General features: G+C 70.8%; 16 protein-coding genes, 1 pseudogene and 1 CRISPR repeat array. Of the genes and pseudogenes, 8 read left to right on the top strand and 9 right to left on the bottom strand.

Annotated elements, in window-relative coordinates:
* Positions 1 to 5: 5 nt before the first annotated feature.
* The 6 genes from AB0I60_RS37250 to AB0I60_RS37225 all read right to left on the bottom strand — a co-directional run bounded on the left by AB0I60_RS37250 (position 6) and on the right by AB0I60_RS37225 (position 4,318).
* On the bottom strand, positions 6 to 857 hold the full coding sequence (locus AB0I60_RS37250; RefSeq protein WP_360738925.1) for an aldo/keto reductase: 852 nt from the start codon (positions 855 to 857) through the stop codon (positions 6 to 8).
* Complete coding sequence (locus AB0I60_RS37245) at positions 838 to 1,413, bottom strand: 3'-5' exonuclease (RefSeq protein WP_360738922.1); 576 nt, start codon at positions 1,411 to 1,413, stop codon at positions 838 to 840. The genes AB0I60_RS37250 and AB0I60_RS37245 overlap by 20 nt, the downstream gene beginning before the upstream one ends.
* On the bottom strand, positions 1,406 to 2,563 hold the full coding sequence (locus tag AB0I60_RS37240; protein ID WP_360738920.1) for a radical SAM protein: 1,158 nt from the start codon (positions 2,561 to 2,563) through the stop codon (positions 1,406 to 1,408). Before AB0I60_RS37240 ends, AB0I60_RS37245 begins: the two co-directional genes overlap by 8 nt.
* A gap of 135 nt (positions 2,564 to 2,698) precedes the next feature.
* Entirely contained in the window at positions 2,699 to 3,616 is a 918-nt protein-coding gene (locus tag AB0I60_RS37235) for a helix-turn-helix transcriptional regulator (protein WP_360738917.1), read from the bottom strand.
* On the bottom strand, positions 3,531 to 4,076 hold the full coding sequence (locus AB0I60_RS37230; protein ID WP_360738914.1) for a DUF6879 family protein: 546 nt from the start codon (positions 4,074 to 4,076) through the stop codon (positions 3,531 to 3,533). The genes AB0I60_RS37235 and AB0I60_RS37230 overlap by 86 nt, the downstream gene beginning before the upstream one ends.
* 5 nt (positions 4,077 to 4,081) lie before the next feature.
* Positions 4,082 to 4,318, bottom strand: a complete 237-nt coding sequence (locus AB0I60_RS37225) for a hypothetical protein (protein ID WP_360738912.1) — start codon at positions 4,316 to 4,318, stop codon at positions 4,082 to 4,084.
* 391 nt (positions 4,319 to 4,709) lie between these two features.
* Positions 4,710 to 5,835: direct repeats of the CRISPR family, unit length 28 nt; unit sequence GGACCACCCCCGCTCGCGCGGGGAAGAC.
* Between the two features lie 231 nt (positions 5,836 to 6,066).
* On the opposite strand from AB0I60_RS37225, the gene AB0I60_RS37220 reads away from it, so the two are divergent.
* Positions 6,067 to 6,270: a hypothetical protein gene (locus AB0I60_RS37220; protein WP_360738908.1), complete on the top strand. Its 204-nt coding sequence runs from the start codon at positions 6,067 to 6,069 to the stop codon at positions 6,268 to 6,270.
* Between the two features lie 653 nt (positions 6,271 to 6,923).
* On the opposite strand, the gene AB0I60_RS37215 is transcribed toward AB0I60_RS37220, so the two are convergent.
* Entirely contained in the window at positions 6,924 to 7,091 is a 168-nt protein-coding gene (locus AB0I60_RS37215) for a hypothetical protein (protein ID WP_360738906.1), read from the bottom strand.
* 334 nt (positions 7,092 to 7,425) lie between these two features.
* Here AB0I60_RS37215 and AB0I60_RS37210 point away from each other — a divergent pair, with 334 nt between their 5' ends.
* The 7 genes and pseudogenes from AB0I60_RS37210 to AB0I60_RS37180 all read left to right on the top strand — a co-directional run bounded on the left by AB0I60_RS37210 (position 7,426) and on the right by AB0I60_RS37180 (position 15,646).
* Complete coding sequence (locus AB0I60_RS37210) at positions 7,426 to 8,484, top strand: DUF4192 domain-containing protein (protein ID WP_360738904.1); 1,059 nt, start codon at positions 7,426 to 7,428, stop codon at positions 8,482 to 8,484.
* Between the two features lie 564 nt (positions 8,485 to 9,048).
* Entirely contained in the window at positions 9,049 to 10,395 is a 1,347-nt protein-coding gene (locus AB0I60_RS37205) for a hypothetical protein (RefSeq protein WP_360738901.1), read from the top strand.
* A 576-nt stretch (positions 10,396 to 10,971) separates the two neighbouring features.
* Positions 10,972 to 12,801: a hypothetical protein gene (locus AB0I60_RS37200; RefSeq protein WP_360738899.1), complete on the top strand. Its 1,830-nt coding sequence runs from the start codon at positions 10,972 to 10,974 to the stop codon at positions 12,799 to 12,801.
* Between the two features lie 145 nt (positions 12,802 to 12,946).
* Positions 12,947 to 13,285 (top strand): hypothetical protein, encoded by a 339-nt coding sequence (locus AB0I60_RS37195; protein WP_360738896.1) that lies wholly within the window; start codon positions 12,947 to 12,949, stop codon positions 13,283 to 13,285.
* A gap of 131 nt (positions 13,286 to 13,416) precedes the next feature.
* Positions 13,417 to 14,004, top strand: a pseudogene (locus tag AB0I60_RS37190) (Crp/Fnr family transcriptional regulator); the annotation flags it as partial.
* Positions 14,005 to 14,241: 237 nt separating this feature from the next.
* A complete protein-coding gene (locus AB0I60_RS37185; RefSeq protein ID WP_360738894.1) occupies positions 14,242 to 14,784 on the top strand; it encodes a hypothetical protein in 543 nt (180 codons plus the stop codon).
* A gap of 343 nt (positions 14,785 to 15,127) precedes the next feature.
* Positions 15,128 to 15,646, top strand: coding sequence for a hypothetical protein (locus AB0I60_RS37180; RefSeq protein ID WP_360738892.1), 519 nt, complete (start codon positions 15,128 to 15,130; stop codon positions 15,644 to 15,646).
* 108 nt (positions 15,647 to 15,754) lie between these two features.
* Here AB0I60_RS37180 and AB0I60_RS37175 read toward each other — a convergent pair whose 3' ends face one another.
* Both AB0I60_RS37175 and AB0I60_RS37170 read right to left on the bottom strand, forming a co-directional pair.
* A complete protein-coding gene (locus tag AB0I60_RS37175) occupies positions 15,755 to 15,916 on the bottom strand; it encodes a hypothetical protein (RefSeq protein WP_360738889.1) in 162 nt (53 codons plus the stop codon).
* Between the two features lie 969 nt (positions 15,917 to 16,885).
* Positions 16,886 to 17,185, bottom strand: a 300-nt coding sequence (locus tag AB0I60_RS37170) for a LysE family translocator (protein ID WP_360738887.1), incomplete at its 5' end; no start/stop codon positions are given.

Raw genomic sequence — 17,185 nt, 5'->3', positions numbered from 1 at the left:
GAGGCTCATGCCCGTCCCCCCAGCTTCCGGCCGGTGGCCGCCAGTTCGATAGCGGTCATGGCTTCGGGGGTGAGCTTGATCTGTTCGGCCGCCAGGTTCTCGCGGACGGGTGCGCTGCTGCTGGTCCCAGGGATCGGCGCTACTGCGGGCGAGTGGTGCAGCAGCCAGGCGAGCGCGAGTTGTGCCGGTGTTGCGCCGTACTGGGTGGCCAGTTCGTGAAGGACGCAGTGGGGCTTGCCCAGTCGACCTGATGCCGGCGGGGCGTACGGCACGAAGGAGACACCGGTCATCTCGCAGTGCCGGAGCACGTCTTCCGATGCCCGGCTGGTGACGTTGTACCTATTTTGCACGGCCGCGACTTCAACCAGTTCGCCAGCCGTGCGGAGCTGTTCCGAAGTCACCTTCGACAACCCGCAATTGCCGATCTTCCCTTCGGCCTGCATGTCCCGCAGCACGGCGAGCTGGTCTTCTAAGGCAACCGCGGGGTCAACGCGGTGCAGGTAGTACAGCTCGATCCGTTCAACCCGGAGCTGCCCGAGACCTATCTCGACGCACTGCCGCAGGGACTCCGGTCGCCCACACGGTGCCCACTGGTTCGGGCCTTGGCGAGTGAGACCACCCTTGGTGGCGATGACCAGGCCGTCGGGGTAGGGAAGCAACGCCTTGCGGATGTATTTCTCCGCAGTGAACGGGCCGTAGGCGTCAGCGGTGTCGATGTGCGTGACGCCCGCGTCCACAGCATCGCGGAGCACCTGCATGGCACGACCCGGGTCGTCCGGCGCGGCCCGGTGGCCAGGGCCGGTGAGCTGCATAGAGCCGAAGCCGATGCGCCTGCCGCTAGAAAAGAGCATGCTCATCGCCCTTCTCCGGAGGCTGGCCGCGCAGTTCTTCCAGGCTTGCGGCCTTGGCGCCGAGCAGGACGAACAGCCGCGCGGCCACCAGCGCGTCATACGTCGCCCGGTGCGGCCTGAGGTCGTCGGGCAGCCCTTCGGCAAGGCTGTACGCCTCGACCAGGTTGCCGAGCCGGTAGCTGTCGAGGCCCGGCACGAGCCGCCGCGCCAACTTCAGCGTGTCGAAGACCTCCGGCGACTCCCAGTCGGGGAGTTTGCGGCTCAGCACGCCAAGGTCGACGTGGGCGTTGTGCGCCACGAGGGCGTCAGCGTCCAGGGCGGCGAGCACGTCGCCGGTGACGGTCTCGAATGACGGGCAGTCGGCCACGTCCTCATTGGTCAGGCCGTGGATGCGGAGGGCGAAGTGCTTGATCGGGGCGTCCGGCTTCACCAGCCAACTCAACGGCTCCCCGATGACCCCGCCCACCACGGGGACGGCGGCCAGCTCCACCAGGTCGGGCGGCTGCTGGCCGTTGCCCTCGACGTCCACGACCACGAAGTTCAGGCTCGTCCAGTCAGTCATCGTGCGTTTCGCCCTTCCATCCTATGTCGGCACGGCCGTGCCGACGTTCACGGTGCGGGTGGCGCACGTCGTGAACCTGGAAGCCGAGGGCGTGTTGCAGGTAGTAGCGCGGCTGCTCGGTCTCCAGGCCGGACACCACGGCCGCCCGCTCGGTGATGTCCACGACCACAAGACCACGCGCCTCCGGCAGGCGTGCCGCGACCTCCCGCAACCGCTCGGGTGACGGTTGCGTGTGCGCGTTCCGGCAGAATTCGAGCTGACTCAGCGGGCAGATGTCGCACAGCTCGGGAATGCCGATGTGCCCGTTGTAGTCGGGCAGGCCGTGGGCGTAGGCGACCGCCCAGCTCGTCTTGCGGAACAGCGGCGTGGCCGCGTCGAACGTGGTCAACACCCGCTGTTCCAGCGTCTCGGGGACGATCTTCCGCCGCGCGGTGCCCTCGTACGGCTCAGGCAAGCCGTTGGCCTTGTAGTACTCCGCGATCTCATCGCGGTAGAAGAGTCCCGTGAACACCGTGGCGTCGGCGTGCTGCGCGAGCTGGTAGGCCGCCTCCAGGTGTTCCGGCGTGTCGTTGAGACCGGGCACCAGCGGACGCCAGTAGAGGACTGTGCGGTACCGGCGCCGAGCCGGGCCGCTCATGAGCTTCAAGGACTCAGCCGCCACGAACGAGGGGTAGGGCTCGACTTCTTTGTTGTCGATGCCGCTGTAGGTGAACAGCAACGTCAGCTTGATGTGCTTGAGCTGGTTCAACCGCTCGATGTCCTCGGGCTTCATCTGGTGGCGCGTGATGACGAGGACGTGGTTGGTCAGCTCGCGCTCGTCCAGGTCTTCCAGCACGGCGAGGGTGTGAGGCCGGACGACCGGGAGGAACGGGTCGGTGGCCCGGTTGAACACCTGCACCGGGGTCACGTGCGGCTGGAAGTACCGGTGGGTCACCAGCTCCTCGACGGCCTGAGCGTCGGACATGAGCGCCCGCGGTACGCGCTGGTCCCACAGGCCATAGGTGTGCCGGATGCAGTACGCGCAGTCCAGCGGGCACCCCTGGATGTGGTTCAGGCTGAGGCCGCTCTTGCGGTACTCCACGACCTCACGGGCACGGTCGGGCAGCTTGTCAATCTGATCCCTGCTCAGCAGGGCAACGCGGGTCGCCACTGGCTACTCCCAAGCCCCTCGCGGATGGACGCCGTTGATGCGTCCCTTCGGGCAGAGTAGAAAGGGAAGGCCGTGGTGGAAAGAAAGTTTCTCGGTATTTCTCGAAACTTCTTGGGCGAGTGATTGCCCGGGAAATCACTCGGTGTCTTCCGAGGGCTCCGGGGCAAGATCGTCAATGACCCGGTGGATGATCGCTCGGGCGCTGCGGCCGTGACTGGCGACTCCTGCCAGGCTCTCGAAGATGCCGCCGTAGAGGGCGATCTCCTGCGGCTGGGCAAGGTTCAGCTCGGCCGAGAAGGTCTCGACCATCACGCGGTCGTTGTCCAGCAACCAGAAGCCATGCGAGGGAGCGACCACGTAGGCCGTCTCGAAGCCGATGATGCCGAGCTTCACGTTGGGCAGGGCTGACAGCGAGACCAGACGGTCGAGTTGTCCGAGCATGATCTCCGGTGGGCACAGCCGGTACCGGAGAGCCGCTTCGGTGAGCACGAAGTGGAAGCGCTTGTCGGCCCGGTACAAGATGTCCTGGCGCTGCACCCGCGCGGCGACCGCTTCGTCAATGTCGTTGCGCACCTCAAAGACCGTGATGCTCTGTGCGAAGCGGTACCGGGCGTACTCGGCAGTCTGGAGCAAGCCGGGGATGAAGGTGGACTCGAATGCCCGGAACAGCCGCGTCTTGGCGTTGATGTCCGCGACCTCTTGCTGGTGCGGCTTGAGTCCGACGCGCAGCTGGCGCTGCCACTCGGCGTGCTGGACTTCGAGGGTGTGGAGCGAAGCGAGCAGCGCTTCCTTCTCGTCCTCGCTGCTGGTCGCTCGCGCCCAGTCCCGGATGTCGTCGTCGGTGGGGGTCTGCTTGCCGTTCTCCAGCTTGCTGACCTTCGAGGGTGGCCACGACAAGGACTCCGCAAGTGCACGCCCGCTCAGTTTCGCAGCGGTCCGCAGCTCCCGGAGCCGCTTGCCGAGCGCATCACGAGCTTCGTGAACGCTGGTGATGCCGGTCGTTCGCTTCGGTGGCAAAGTCGTCCCGTCGTACGGCGCGGTGCCAGGCCGCATCTCGCCAGTAACTGTGCTTCACGATCTCGGCGGGGTCTTCGATCAGCTCGCCGCCCAGGAAGTTTTCATCGCTGTCGAAGTGCATCCGCACCAGCTTGCGCGAGTCGAACAACCAGTAGTCGTAGTCCGGAAGGCCGGGGGCAACGTCCCGCCTCAAGTACCTGATGTCCTCGCCGGCCTCGTTGGTGTACTCCGAGCAGAAGATGCCGAAGCGGCTGTAGACGGTGAGGGGCGTGGTGACGACCCGTACGCGCGAGAAGCGACGCCCTGCCGCAGTGGCCTCTCGGATCATGCTCAGCCAATTCTGGAACCAGCCCATCTCCACCGGCTCACCTACCGTGAACTGCTCGAGCGCCCTGGTCTCGTTCGCGGACTTGTAGAGGTCGCGCGTCTCCAGCCGGAAGGCGGTGTGCTCGAAGCTGCGGAAAAGTTGCCCGAACTCGGGACCGGGTTCGATCATGCGGCTCAGTGCCGGCCCTCCTGCTCCAGGTAGCGGCGGGCGTACATCCTGAGCACGTCCTCCGGGATCTCGATCAGGGTCTCATGGTCGGGCACGTCCCCGACGTCCGCGAGCGCCTGGGGGTCGGTGACCTTCCAGCCCTGGGCGATGTACGTCACCCGGTCAGTGCGGTCGGTGGCGAACAAGGTCGGGGACTGCCCTTCCTGGGACTCCGGGTCCTTGCCAAGGAATCGTGCGCGCATGATGCCTCCGTTGCGAGAAACTTGGCGAACCGTTCTCGGTCATCGTGGCGGGGAGGCGTAGGAGCGTTAAGACTCGGGAGCCTGGTCGTTAGAGGTGCCCCAGCCACCGAGCCGACGGAGGCCGTCGCTAAACGCGGCGATGTCGGAGAGGGCGAGTTCGATCAGAAGACTGAACCTTTCATCGTGGTTGGCGGCGGATCTCGACGTGGTGCAGAACGAGGATGGCCGCGCCATCCTGCGCGACCACCTGCCTGACCTGCTCGCCTCCTGCCCCAGGCCACCGCACTGGTGGTTCCTGCCTACCGCGACCCCGACGACGACCTGTCCGGCTGGTGGACCCACCACGGCCCCGAACGCCGCCACCCCCACACCCACCGCGAACATGCCGCTCTCCGTGACCTCGCTCGCGCGGGGAAGACCGGATCACCAACCCGTAGCGCGCGGCACATGAGGGACCACCCCCGCTCGCGCGGGGAAGACACCAGCATCCGGTACAGGTCCCCGTCGCTCAGCGGACCACCCCCGCTCGCGCGGGGAAGACAGGGAGCTGCGTACCAGCCTGACGCACGACGAGGGACCACCCTCGCTCGCGCGAGGAAGACGGGCCATTCCGCCCGCCTCTACGGTCCAGCCGTGGACCACCCCCGCTCGCGCGGGGAAGACGTGGACCGGCTCCTCGCCGGAAGCACCGACCGGGGACCACCCCTCGCTCGCGCGAGGAAGACTGGCCAGGCCGGTCTTCCCGCCAGCCTGGAGGGGACCACCCCCGCTCGCGCGGGGAAGACTGGCCGAATGGGGCCTCCGGCGCGGCGTACTGCGGACCACCCCCGCTCGCGCGGGGAAGACGAGGACCGCGCCGTCGTCCCAGCCCGAGTCGGGGGACCACCCCCGCTCGCGCGGGGAAGACCCAGCCGCGCCGGTCGCCGACACCGGGTCTTCGGGACCACCCCCGCTCGCGCGGGGAAGACGTGCTGATGAGCCTGCACGCGGTGGCGGCGATGGGACCACCCCCGCTCGCGCGGGGAAGACCCCGCCGACCCCGGGCGGCGGGTCCGCGAGGTCGGACCACCCCCGCTCGCGCGGGGAAGACGGGGGGAGCCGGTACGTGCCGTTTGCGCATAGCGGACCACCCCCGCTCGCGCGGGGAAGACCCCCTTCTTCCGCAGCCGCGGCCCGGCCAGCATGGACCACCCCCGCTCGCGCGGGGAAGACCGGGCCGTCGTGCGCGAGGCCGCGCGGCTGGGTGGACCACCCCCGCTCGCGCGGGGAAGACCAGGCGGGTCTGACCGCCGTGCCCTGGATTCCGGGACCACCCCCGCTCGCGCGGGGAAGACGGGTCGAGGCTGCCGGAGTCGGGGTCACCGACCGGACCACCCCCGCTCGCGCGGGGAAGACGTGACGTCGATCGTCCACCGTTTCCGCCGGCGGGGACCACCCCCGCTCGCGCGGGGAAGACCTGCCGTTCCGCGACGCCCCGCCCCTGGCCGCGGGACCACCCCCGCTCGCGCGGGGAAGACACTTCTTGACCTGTGAGTTTACAGCGAGGTGGGCCGGTTTTCATTCGGTGCGTTCCGGTTCCGTTTGGGCTGGGTGTGACGCCCGGATAGTGGACGGCGAGGTGGAGGTGTACCACGTCTTCCCGCGACGGACGTCCCACTCTTGAGCCGTCAGTTGTCCGGCTCACGGTCGGAATCGACGCGGTTCCCGACCGGGTGCGGGTGGATCCCCACAATGGGGACGACCAGCGGGTGATGGCGATCCGGGGCGGCAGTCTGCCGTTACCGCTGCGGCTCGCCTCGACCATGCAGCGCCTCCGCCCACTGCCAGACTCGGTCGAACTGATCGATGTGGCAGGCGACCCGGACGCGGTGCTGCGGGTCGATGCCAGCGGCGACGGGTGCGCGGCGGCTGAGCGGATCGCAACTGTGCACGCCATGCACTTGGTCGGCTGAGCGGTCTGGGGGTGCTCACCGGCCCGATGATGACGCCGCGACGATTCGTTCAGCTGAGGGGGAGCAGGGGCTGCGGGCGCAGTGCGCCCGCCGGGTCGCGCAACGGCATAACGCTTGGCGGTCGGACGCATGCGGCGGAAGGCCGATACCCCGTTGTCACCTCCGCGGCGCTGGCGGAGCAGCACCGGGGGAGTAGTCAGCCGTGCGGTCTGCAGGCGCGGTGTGCGCTGGGTGCCTGTGGTCGGGGTAGGCGCGGGTCGGGCGGGCGGGGGTGTACGGACCCGCCCGGCGCGTCCGGCGTGGTGGCGCAGCAGCCTCACATGTCGGCCAGGTATGCGGTGAACGCGTCGAGCTGCTCGGGGCTTGCGTCGTTGTAGGCGGGGAGGGTGCGGTGCGCCCGGTCTTCGGCGGTGGCGGGTCGTGTCCGGTCTTCACCAGCCGCAGTACCGGAAAGCGGGTCGATTTAGGTCGGGCCCGCTCCGGGCATTCCCCAGTCGACCACCCGCACGCTGTTGCCGTCGTCGATGCGGATCTGTTGGCCGTGCAGGTTTGTGTGTATCAGCCGGTTGCCTTGCACCAGGTCGGGAAGCTGCTCGTCCAGCTCGTCCAGCGCCGCGGCGTCCTGGCCTCGCCCTGCGTCCGGGTCGGCCAGGTCAGCCGGTCCACCAGCGGGTGGTCGACCACCGGTCGGTCAGCGGGCGCAGCCCATTGCCGGACAGCAGGCCGATCGGCGTCGCCGTGTCGGCCATCGCCGCCAGGTCGGGCGAGTCGGGCGCGAGGGTCGCAGCCCGGCCGGGGTCCACCGCCCGCGACGGCGACATCCACGCCCCTGCCGGCAGGGCCCGGCACGACGGACGCCACGGACCACTGCCGGGGCAACCGCCGTCGGTGGGAAGAGGAGGTCTGTCATCCCGTCGGCGAGGTCCTCCGCCGGCCGGGTCTACCGGGTGGGGTGGGGGCGGCGAACAAACCGCGTTCGCCGCCCCCACCCCACCCGGCGTGGCGACCCCGGCGGCGGACCTCGCCGACCAGGTCCTCCGGCGTAGCCGGAGTCGGCGAGCACGTCGGCCCGCGCTCCTGCGCGTCCACACAGGAGCCACGTCGGGGGTGTGGGGCCGTCCGTGTTCGGCCGGTCGAGAAGAGAGGTGGTTGTCGATGAGCGACGAATCCGGATCGGACACCGGCTCGGTGGCAGGACGGTTCGCGCTGACCGGCGTGGGGGACATCGTCGCCGCGATCCCGCATTTGCTGGGCTTCCACGTCCGGGACTCGGCGGTGTTGGTCGTCGTCGACGACCGGGACACGATCGTGGTGACGCTGCGGGCGGACCTGCCCGAACCCCGCAACTTCCGCCGGCTGGCCGACGAACTGTTCGCCTCCCTGCGCCACCACCCCGGCGTGAAGACGATCATCGCGGTGGTGGTCGGCGACGACGGGCGGTCCGCGACGGAGGGACCGTTCCTGCCGTTGGCCACGCGGATGGAGGACAACGCCCGTCACCTTGGGGTCGGCATCGTCGTCGTCGGGGTGCCGGCGATCGCCGCGGGCGTACGGTGGTTCCGGTACGGGATCGTCGGGGTGGACGGCCCGGTACCGGACCCCGACGGGTCCCTTCTGCACGTGGTGGCGGCGGTGAACGGCAATGTCACCCGGGCCGGTCGCGGCGAGTTGGCCGGGCTGGTGCGGCCGGACCCGGTCGCGGAGCGCGACCGTCGCGCGGCGATGCTCGCCGACGCCTTGGACTCCGCCCTGCGCGATGCCGGGACGTTCCGGTCGCGGGAGTCCGCCCGACGCCGGTTCCAGGCGGTGGACAGGGAAGTGACCCGGGCGGCCGACCGTGCCGAGGGGTTGACCGACGACCTCGTCGTGGAGTTGGGCATCGCGCTCAGCGACCGCAGGGTCCGGGACTGGTGCGCGCAGTTCGCGCTCGGCGGGTCCGCGCCCGCTGCGGAGCGGTTGTGGCAGGAGTTGGCACGCAAGCTCCCCGCCCCGGTCAGCGCGGAGGCCGCGACGCTGGCGGCGATCTCCGCCTATGTGCGCGGCGACGGCACACTCGCCCGGATCGCCGTCGACAGCGCCATGCGGGCGGCGGGGGAGCGGCACCGACTCGGACAGCTGATCGCCCACGCGATCGAGACTGGGATGCCGCCCGAGCAGATGCGTGCGCTGTGCGAAGCCGGCAGGCGCGCGCACCGGGACTTCCTCGACGGCTGACCGCCCCGACGGTCGGCCGTGGCCGGAAGCCGACTCGCGCACCCCGGATCTTGGCGTCGTTTGGCACCTCTGCGCCACGAGCCGCGCCAGGTCGACGGCTCGCGCCCGGCACCGTGCCCGTCGACACGACCGGCTTCCCGCCGGAGCCCGACGTCGACGCACCCCGTCGCCGCCGACCGCACCGGAACGGCCGTGCCCCGTCCCGCGCCTGCACTTCCCACGACGCAGAAGCACACCGCGAAGGCCCGTACCGGTCCCGTGTGACCCGGTGCGGGCCTTCGCGCTGCCCGCGCCGACTGTCCGGCCGGGCCGGCAGTCACCGAGACCGAACGTGAAGGGCCTCCCAGTCATGACCACGTCCACCACCGATACTTCCCGACAGTCGGACGCCGGACAGGCGGCCCCGGCCGTGCGGCACGACCACAGGTGCGGCACCACCGCCACCGCCGTGCGGATGCACGCCGGAGACGCCGCCGACAAGACGCGCAGCCACCGCGCTCGACCCCACCCCGCGCACGACACCGACTGCGGCCCCGCCCGCAGCACGGACCCGGGTGACGGGGCATGACAACCACCGTGCCCGCTCCGCCACCGCACCCGCTCGGCGACCGCGTGGACAAACAACTCGCCCTGGAGACGGTCCACCAGGCGCAGGCCCTGCTGGGCCTGATCCGGCCGACCCCGACGCCTGCGCCCTCGTTGGCCCTGGCCCGCACCGAACCTCCGCCGGACGTGGTGCTCAACCTCGGCCTCGGGGTGGACTCCGGCGCGATCACCGCCCGCTACATCACCGACCCGTCCAGCCGTGACTTCGACCTGCGGAACTTGGCCGTGATCACCGGCATGACCGGACAGGAATGGCCGGCCACCCGGCGCCTGGTCGAGCAGCACCTGCTGCCCCTGATGGCCTCGGCCCGGGTCCGCTACATCCAGGTCGCCCGCCGCGGCCCGCGCGAGGCCGACGGGGTGGACATCCTGTCCGACACCCGCACCCCCGGCCGACTGCATTCGGTCGGAGCCTGGACCCTGGCCCACGAGATGCTCGACGGAGCCCTCGTCCCGCAGACCACCGGCGACAGGCTCTGCAGCCAGCACTTCAAGGCATGGCCGCTGGATCTCGTCATCGCCGAACTCACGCAGGGCCGGCCCTACCGGCAGGTCATGGGCTACGAGAAAGGCGAACAGCGCCGCGCCGAACGGGACAAGAAGTACGACACCGCCCTGCGTACCGGCATGTATCCGCTGCGTGAGTGGGACGGAGGCTGGGACCGCGCCCGCGCGCGGGCGTTCCTGCGGGAGACCTTCGGCGTCGAGTGGATCAAGAGCGCCTGTACCTATTGTCCGTTCGCCCTGGCGACCGAAGCAGGGCAGAGGCAGACCGTCGCCCGGTTCGTCGACGAACCCGACGCCGGCGTGCTGGCCCTGGCCATGGAGTTCACGGCCACCGCCCTCAACCCCACCCAGGGCCTCATCAAGGGCAAGCGGCTGCTGTCGCTGCTCCGGGCATCGACCGGCACCGAGGCGGTGCTCACCGCGTTCCGGCAGCGACTGGCCGTCCTGCCGTGGGCGGTCTACGACGTGCGCCGCACACTCTCGCCCCGCACCGACGGCAGAATCGCCTACGCCCGGTCGATCCGCATCCTCGACATCGGCCCACACGACAAGGTGCGTGTCCGACTCCACCAGCGCGCCTTCAGCGGCGGCGTCCCGGTGACGGTCGGAGACACCACGTTCCCCGACGACACCCACTCCCGCGCCTGGCTGCGCCGCCGTGAACCGCAGGCGCTCATCCGCGGCACACCGACCGCCGAGCAGTTCCTCGCCTTCGCGCCGGCCACCGCGGCCGACAAGACAGGCCCCGCGTTCCCCAAAGCCTGGGCCGCCGCCTCCCAGTTCCAGTTCCCCGTGTGAACCTGCCGTCGCAGGCGGCGACGCGGCACCGCCGCGACATGCCGTTCCGCGCGCATCGGTGCCCCGACGTGGCCGCAACTCCGCTGGGCCCGTCACGCACCCGGCACCTCCGGCGAGTGACCTCGCGCGATGCCGTCTCCCGCCTCGACCGGCCGGCGCCCCGGGCCGACTCGACGGTCCGGTGAAGACCCACCGGGGAAACGGCACGCTTGTCCACCGCTCCCGCGCCACGACAACCGCGCGGCGCCGATTGCCGTCCGACACCGGTCACCGGACCTGATTGGTTCCCGCCCCGGTGACGCGATCGGAGGCAGATCCTTCCCACCCCACAACCACCCTGCGGTCCGGACCCGCGTGCCGGCCGCCCCGGTGACGGGCCGCCCAGCGTGCTCTGCCGTGGTGGGGGGCGTCCAGCAGAAGGCGCTGGACACCCCCACCACGGCAGAGCCGCACGGCAGCCGCACACCGGACCGGCCCACACGGGCTCGGTCGCAACACCTTTCCACCGCGCACCAACGCAATCCCGCTCCCACACCAGGGCACCACGCCCGCAGCACCCGGAACGAGGCCGTCACCATGACCGCAGCCCTCGACAGCACCGAGGACGACACCATGCCCGACCTGCTCACCGTCGACCAGTCCACCACCGACCAACCGGCCGTCTATCCCTTCGTCCTGCACGGGATCGACCCGCGGCGGGTGCGAGCGGACGGCAACAGCCGCGTGGTCGGCGACATCCGCGAGACCCGGCCCGAGCTGGTGGCCTCCGTCGCCGAACACGGCGTGGACCCGAAGGTCTCGATCATCAACGTGGCACCGGACCCCGACGGCGTCCTGGCAGTGCTCGTGGGCTTCCACCGCCACGCCGCCGCCGTCGCGGTCAAGGACCGGGAGAACCCCGAACTCACCGTCGACTTCCTGGTCCACGCGCCCGGCACCAGGCGGGAGGCGCTGGTGGTCCAGGGCATCGAGAACATCCACCGCAAGGGCTACACCCCGGTCGAGGAGGCCGAACTCTACGGCCAACTCGCCCTGGAAGGACTCGACCCCAAGACGATCGGCCGGAAGCTGAGCCTGCCCGACGAGCAGATCACCGCCGGACTAGCGGTCGCCGCCAGCGCCCGTACCCGGGCCGCCGGGACGGTGCTGCCCACCGTCGACCTGCTGCGGCTGTCCGAGCTGGCCGAGTTCGGCGACGACGAGGCGGCCCACCAGCAGCTGGTCGACGTCCTGGCCGACCGTCCCCACCAGTTCGAGTGGACGATCGGACAGCTGCGCGACCAGCGGGACCAGCGGGCCGCACTGGATCGGGAGACGCAGCGACTGGTCGACCGGGGCTACGCGCTGGTCGACGACGAGGGCGACCTGCCCGACGGGACCGAGCGGCTCGACGAGCTGTGTGCCGGCGACGGCGACGACCCGCTCGAGCCGGCCGGGCACGCCGACTGCCCGGGACGCGCGGTCTCGGTCTGGGTGGACCGCGACCTGGAGGTCGAGGTCGCGCACTTCTGCCTCGACCACGCCGCCCACGGCCACCGCACCCGCGCCTCGGCGCGGATCGCGGCCGCCGAGGACCGGCTGCGCGCCGACGGCGTGCCGGTCGTCGAGCCCGACGCCGACGGCGTGGTCCACCTGTCCCGGCTGCTCGCCGACAGCCGGGCCGAGCACGCCCTCACCGCCGAGGACCACGCCCACTGCCCCGGACACGCCGCCCACGTCGTCGACATCCCGTTCCGGTCCACCACCAACATCGCCTACGTCTGCACCGACCACACCGCGTACGGCCACGTCCTGCGCTTCGCCCCGGCAGCGCCGCAGCCCGAACGCGACGCCGCCTACCAGGCCGGCGAGCGCAAGCGCGCGGCGGTGAACAACCGACTGTGGCGCGATGCCAAAATCGGCCGCCGCAAGTGGCTGACCAAGTACTTCGCCGGCTGGCGCAAGCGCAAGGCCGCCGAGCTGCCCCCGCGCGTGCAGCACTGGCTCGCGCTCGCCCCGGTGCTGGCCTGCGACCACCTCGCCGAGGCCGCGCCCGCGCACGCCTACGCCCGCACCCTGCTCAAGCTCGCCGAACCCCACGACCACCGCCGCAGCGGCAATCCGATCGCGGTGCTCCTGCGCCGCAAGACGACCACCGAGACCCAGGCCGTCCTGATCCGCCTGGCCCAGGTCGTCGGCGCCTGCGAGGCGCACTGGAACGCCAAGCACACCGAGAACGCCGACGCCAGCTGGCGCTCTCCCGGCGACGACACCCGCTTCTACATCGAGCTGCTGCAGACCCTGGACTACCCCGTGACCCACATCGAGCAGGTGGTTCTCGACCCCACCCTCGACTGCGGGAAGTGGCCACACCTCGCCCCGGCCGCCATCAACGACGAGCAGGCGGGCGGCCCGCAACCGGCGTGACCGCCGCATCCCGACCGGTCGCACCCCGACCGGTCGGGATGCGCTGCGTGCCTCGCATCGGTCCGACCGTCGCGGTGGCGGTGACCCACCACCGGCCGGAGCGCCACCGGCCCGTCCTGTCCGCCGAAGCCGAAAGGTCCCGACCGTGCGGCCGACCGACCCCGCCGACACCGTGGAACTCCTCTTCGCCGACGGCCGCCGCATCGCAGTCCACGCCACGATCGCAGGCCGGATCCAAGGCCTCGACGCCGACGGCGACCTGCTCGTCCCACTGGGCGAGCCGGGCCACCCGATCCACCATGATGACGGCACCGAGTACCTCATTCCGCTGACCACCTGCTGCCACGCGAGCGGCACAGGCTCGACCATGGCCGATAGCGGTGTGGTCTGCCGCTCCTGCCGCCACGAGGTTGACGGCAAGTACGCAGGACCGGGCACTCTCGCCCTGGCCGTCACCACTGCCCCGCCCGGCGTGCCGCGGTGACCTCCGCCCCGGCCCGCCGACCCGTCCACGCCCGCGCGCACCCCGTCTGTCAGGAGTCCACGATGCCCACCGCCCATCCGCCCGCCGACGACCCGGTCCTGTCCGCCTTCGACGCCGTCGGGAAAGCCGCCGAGTTCCCGCGCGGCCACGTCATCTTCTCCGAGGGCGAACCGGGCGACCGCCTCTACGTCATCCGGTCGGGCAAGGTGAAGCTCAGCCGCACCACGCCCCGCAGCCGGCAACACCTGCTGGCCCTCCTCGGCCCGTCGGAGATGTTCGGCGAGGTGTCGATCCACGACCCGGCCCCCGCGCGTCCACCGCCACGACGGTCACGCAAGTGCAGGTGCTCGGCATGGACCGACCCGCCCTGCGGCAGTGGACGGCCTACCACCCGGGAGCCTCTGAGCAGTTGCTGCAGGCCCTGGCGCGCAGGCTGCGTCGGACCCACTCGGTGGTCAGCGACCTGCTTCTCAACGACGTGCCCCGGCAGGCTGGCCAGGGCACTGCTGGACCTCGCTGTACGTTTCGGCAGGCAGGACGGCGGGCTGCTGCGGGTCACCCACGACCTGACCCAGCAGGAACTCGCCCAGTTGGTCGGCGCCTCCCGGGAGACGGTGAACAAGACGCTGGCCGACTTCGCCCACCGCGGCCTGCTGCGCCCGGACGGCAGGAGCGTGCTGATCCTGGACCTGGAACGTCTGGCGCGTCGGGCGCGCTGACGGCGTCCCGCACGCTGCGGCGACACCAACGGCGCACCGTCCGGGCCCGCGTCCGACCATCGCACGCCCGAGCAGCACGGACTCAGCCGTGTCCGGGCGTGCCGGCGAGACGTTCGACCGGCCCGCGCGACATCCGGACAGTTCCCGGGCCAAGCCCCGATACCGGGACGCCCGACCACCTTCCGTCCTGGGGCTCCGGGCCGCCTCCGAACGACACCAGACCTCTGGGGGTTCGTCATGTCCACCGTCCACACTGCGTCCCTGCGCGGCCCGACCGGCCAGGTGTCCGCCCTCACCGCCACAGCCGCCGACGGCCCACCCGAGATCCTGCCCACCGGCGGCAACGGCCGCGGCCGGCGCGAGCTGCGCGACCGTGTGCACGCGGCCCTGGCCAACTCCGGCTGGCCGAACGGGAACCGGCGCATCGAGGTGCATCTGGTGGACCGCTCCCGGACCGGCGTCGGCAGCGTGCCGGTACTCGGCCCGCAGGACCTCTCGCCCGACGACCCGGCCCGCACCATGACCGAGGAATCGGGCCGCCCGGTCCGCAACGAGCGCCAGTCGCCGGACGAGTTGCGGACCGCGATGCTCGGCTACGGCCTGGACCCGGCGTTCGTCGAGGGCATGGTCGGGATGAGGACGAGGGTCTGGGACGCCGGCGTCGAACGCCCGCCGCCCGCCGTACGCGGCCCGTGGCACCGACTTCCGGCAGTGGTGCGCCCAGACCCTCGAGCCCGCCGTCCTCGCCGACCGGGGAGAAGTCGACAACCGCTGAATTGAATCGCTCCGCCGAATGGCACCGGACACTGGTCCGGCGTTGTCGTTCCGGCTCCGCCGAGATCAGATATTGCCCCCTGTCCGCCATTCCCGACGAATGAACCCGCATTCGTGCGGCCCGTCCGCGACACCGCCCACCTGGGCCGACGCGCCGCCGCCGCCGATCGGTCCACTGCCGCGAGAAGGACTGCGCCGTAGGGGTAGGCTATTCCACAAAACCTTGTACGGGGCCGTTGGCGAGCCTTAGCGTTTCCGGGCCGGCCGGAAGATCCGGTCGGGGAAAATCTCTGTTGCAGGGGGATTCATGCGATTGGCTCTGCGGCTTTCGGCTGCCCTCACAGCGGTCGTGGCAGTGGTCGGGCTCGTCCAGCCCGTGGCGTCGGCCGCCCCGGCGGTGCCCGCCGGCTGGCAGGTCGTGAAGGGCGGCGACGTGCGGGCGTTCTCGAACACCTTCTACTCCGCCGCCAACAACTACTACGTGACGACGGAGATCGACTACGGCGGCATCTTCCGCACGGGCCTGCGCGCCGCCGCCGGCGCGGTCGGCGCCCGGGAGCAGTACACCTTCACCTACGACCCGACCTCGCAGAAGTGGTCGATCAAGTCCAACGCCAACGGCCTGTACGTGACGGCGGAACTGGACTACCCGGGCGGCGACTACGGCCTGCTGCGCGCCCGGGCCAGTGAGATCAACCTCTGGGAGCGGTTCGAGCTGTGGTACAGCTCGTCCGAGAACCGCTACGCGCTGCGCGCCCACAACGGGCTGTTCGTGTCGACGGAACTGAAGTTCAAGGACCACCTCGTGGGGATGCTGCGGGCCCGGCACGACAAGATCGAAGCCTGGGAGAAGTTCATCATCACCTAGCAGCACAGGGAACGCCCGGTTCTCACCGTGACACGCGCGGTGCAGCACGCGCCCGCGTCGAACCGGGCGTTCCCGCCGCCGGTAGATCAGGCAGTGGGCGACCTCGCCCTACTGGGGCCGGAAAGACCGGATCTGGTAGCTGCCCTGGAGGTTGCCGCCCGCGAGGGACGGCGTCGAACCCGCCCAGCTGTCGTAGTCGATGCTGGTGTAGTAGGCCGTCCGGTAGCAGACGTGCAGAAAACACCGTGTAGCCGGGTTGGTGCTGGTCATCGACTTGCAGGCGGTGTTGCGGGTTCGACGAGGCGTCGACCCCCTTCACCCGGTGGGCGCTCGCACAGTGCGCCGACACCGGGGAAGGGGGCACACCGACAGAACGGCCGGCCCGTTCGTCCAGGGCCGACGCCGTCCGGGCGTCTCACAGGGCGGGGCGGCATCATTCGATGGCCGCGGACCGGAGAACCGCGCTGTCCGACCGGCATCGGCTTCCGCTTGCCTTCAGGCCCGCACGTCGCGCACACGCGGCACCGGCCACCCGGTGCACGCCGGAGACCGAGCCGTAGAAGCCCCGGCCACGGCCACACCGACCTACGCACAGGAGTGCACGCAGGCCCGGACGTGCCGGCCTGACACTTCCCGCGACCCGACCGCCAAAAGAGCACTCGGCAAGGCCCGCACGAGCCGATTCGGCCGACCGCGGTGACACGGTCGATCTGCTGCTCATGGACGGACGGCGTGTTCGAGCACACCGGTGGTCGTCTGCCGTGTCGACGCCGGCGGAGACCCCCTCGTCGCCCCACCTGCACACGCCCGCTGTCCCGGAGCCGGTGGACGACGGTCCGCCGTCCACCACGGGACGGCGGGCACGAAACCCGGTGCCCGCGCCTCGTCCGGTGGGGCGGCGCACTCTGCGCCCGCGTCGGGCCGGGGGCAAGCCGCGGAAGGGATGCGGCTTGCCCCCTTTCCTCGCCGCGGACCACCTGGAAGACCTACGCCCCCGGCGATCACAACCGGTGAACCCCAACCAGGAATACCGATCACTCGATCAATGAAGCCTGCCAGTCTCAAGGTCCGAGTTGAGCGCGAGAATGGCCGCGCTCACCGAAGGCCCGCCCGATGTCAAGGGCGAGGGCGACGAGGGAGTAAGCCTCCAGACCAGTGGTGGGCGGCGGGCTCTCCCGGTTTTCGGGGCTGGGGGAGCCGCACTCCTCCCCGTCCTCAGGCCGCGGTCACCGGGGCGGGTCAGTCCGGATCGGCCACCAGGCGCACCGCGAGCCCCGCGAACACCGTGCCGCTGAACACGTTCATGCCCCGGGCGACGCGGGCGCTGCGGCGCAGCACCGACCCAAGCCGGCCCGACAGCAGGCCGACCGCCCCGTCCACCACCAGGCCGATGGCCACCAGCGTCAGGCCCAGCACCAGGAACTGGAGCGGGACGTGCCCCAGATCCGGCCGCACGAACTGCGGCAGGAACGCCACGTTGAACAGGATCACCTTGGGGTTGAGCAGGTTCGTCACCACGCCCTGCCGGTAGGTGCGCCA

The organism is Actinosynnema sp. NPDC050436, assembly GCF_040655415.1.
Taxonomy (GTDB): domain Bacteria; phylum Actinomycetota; class Actinomycetes; order Mycobacteriales; family Pseudonocardiaceae; genus Actinosynnema.
This window is presented reverse-complemented; position numbering and strand designations above follow the sequence as displayed.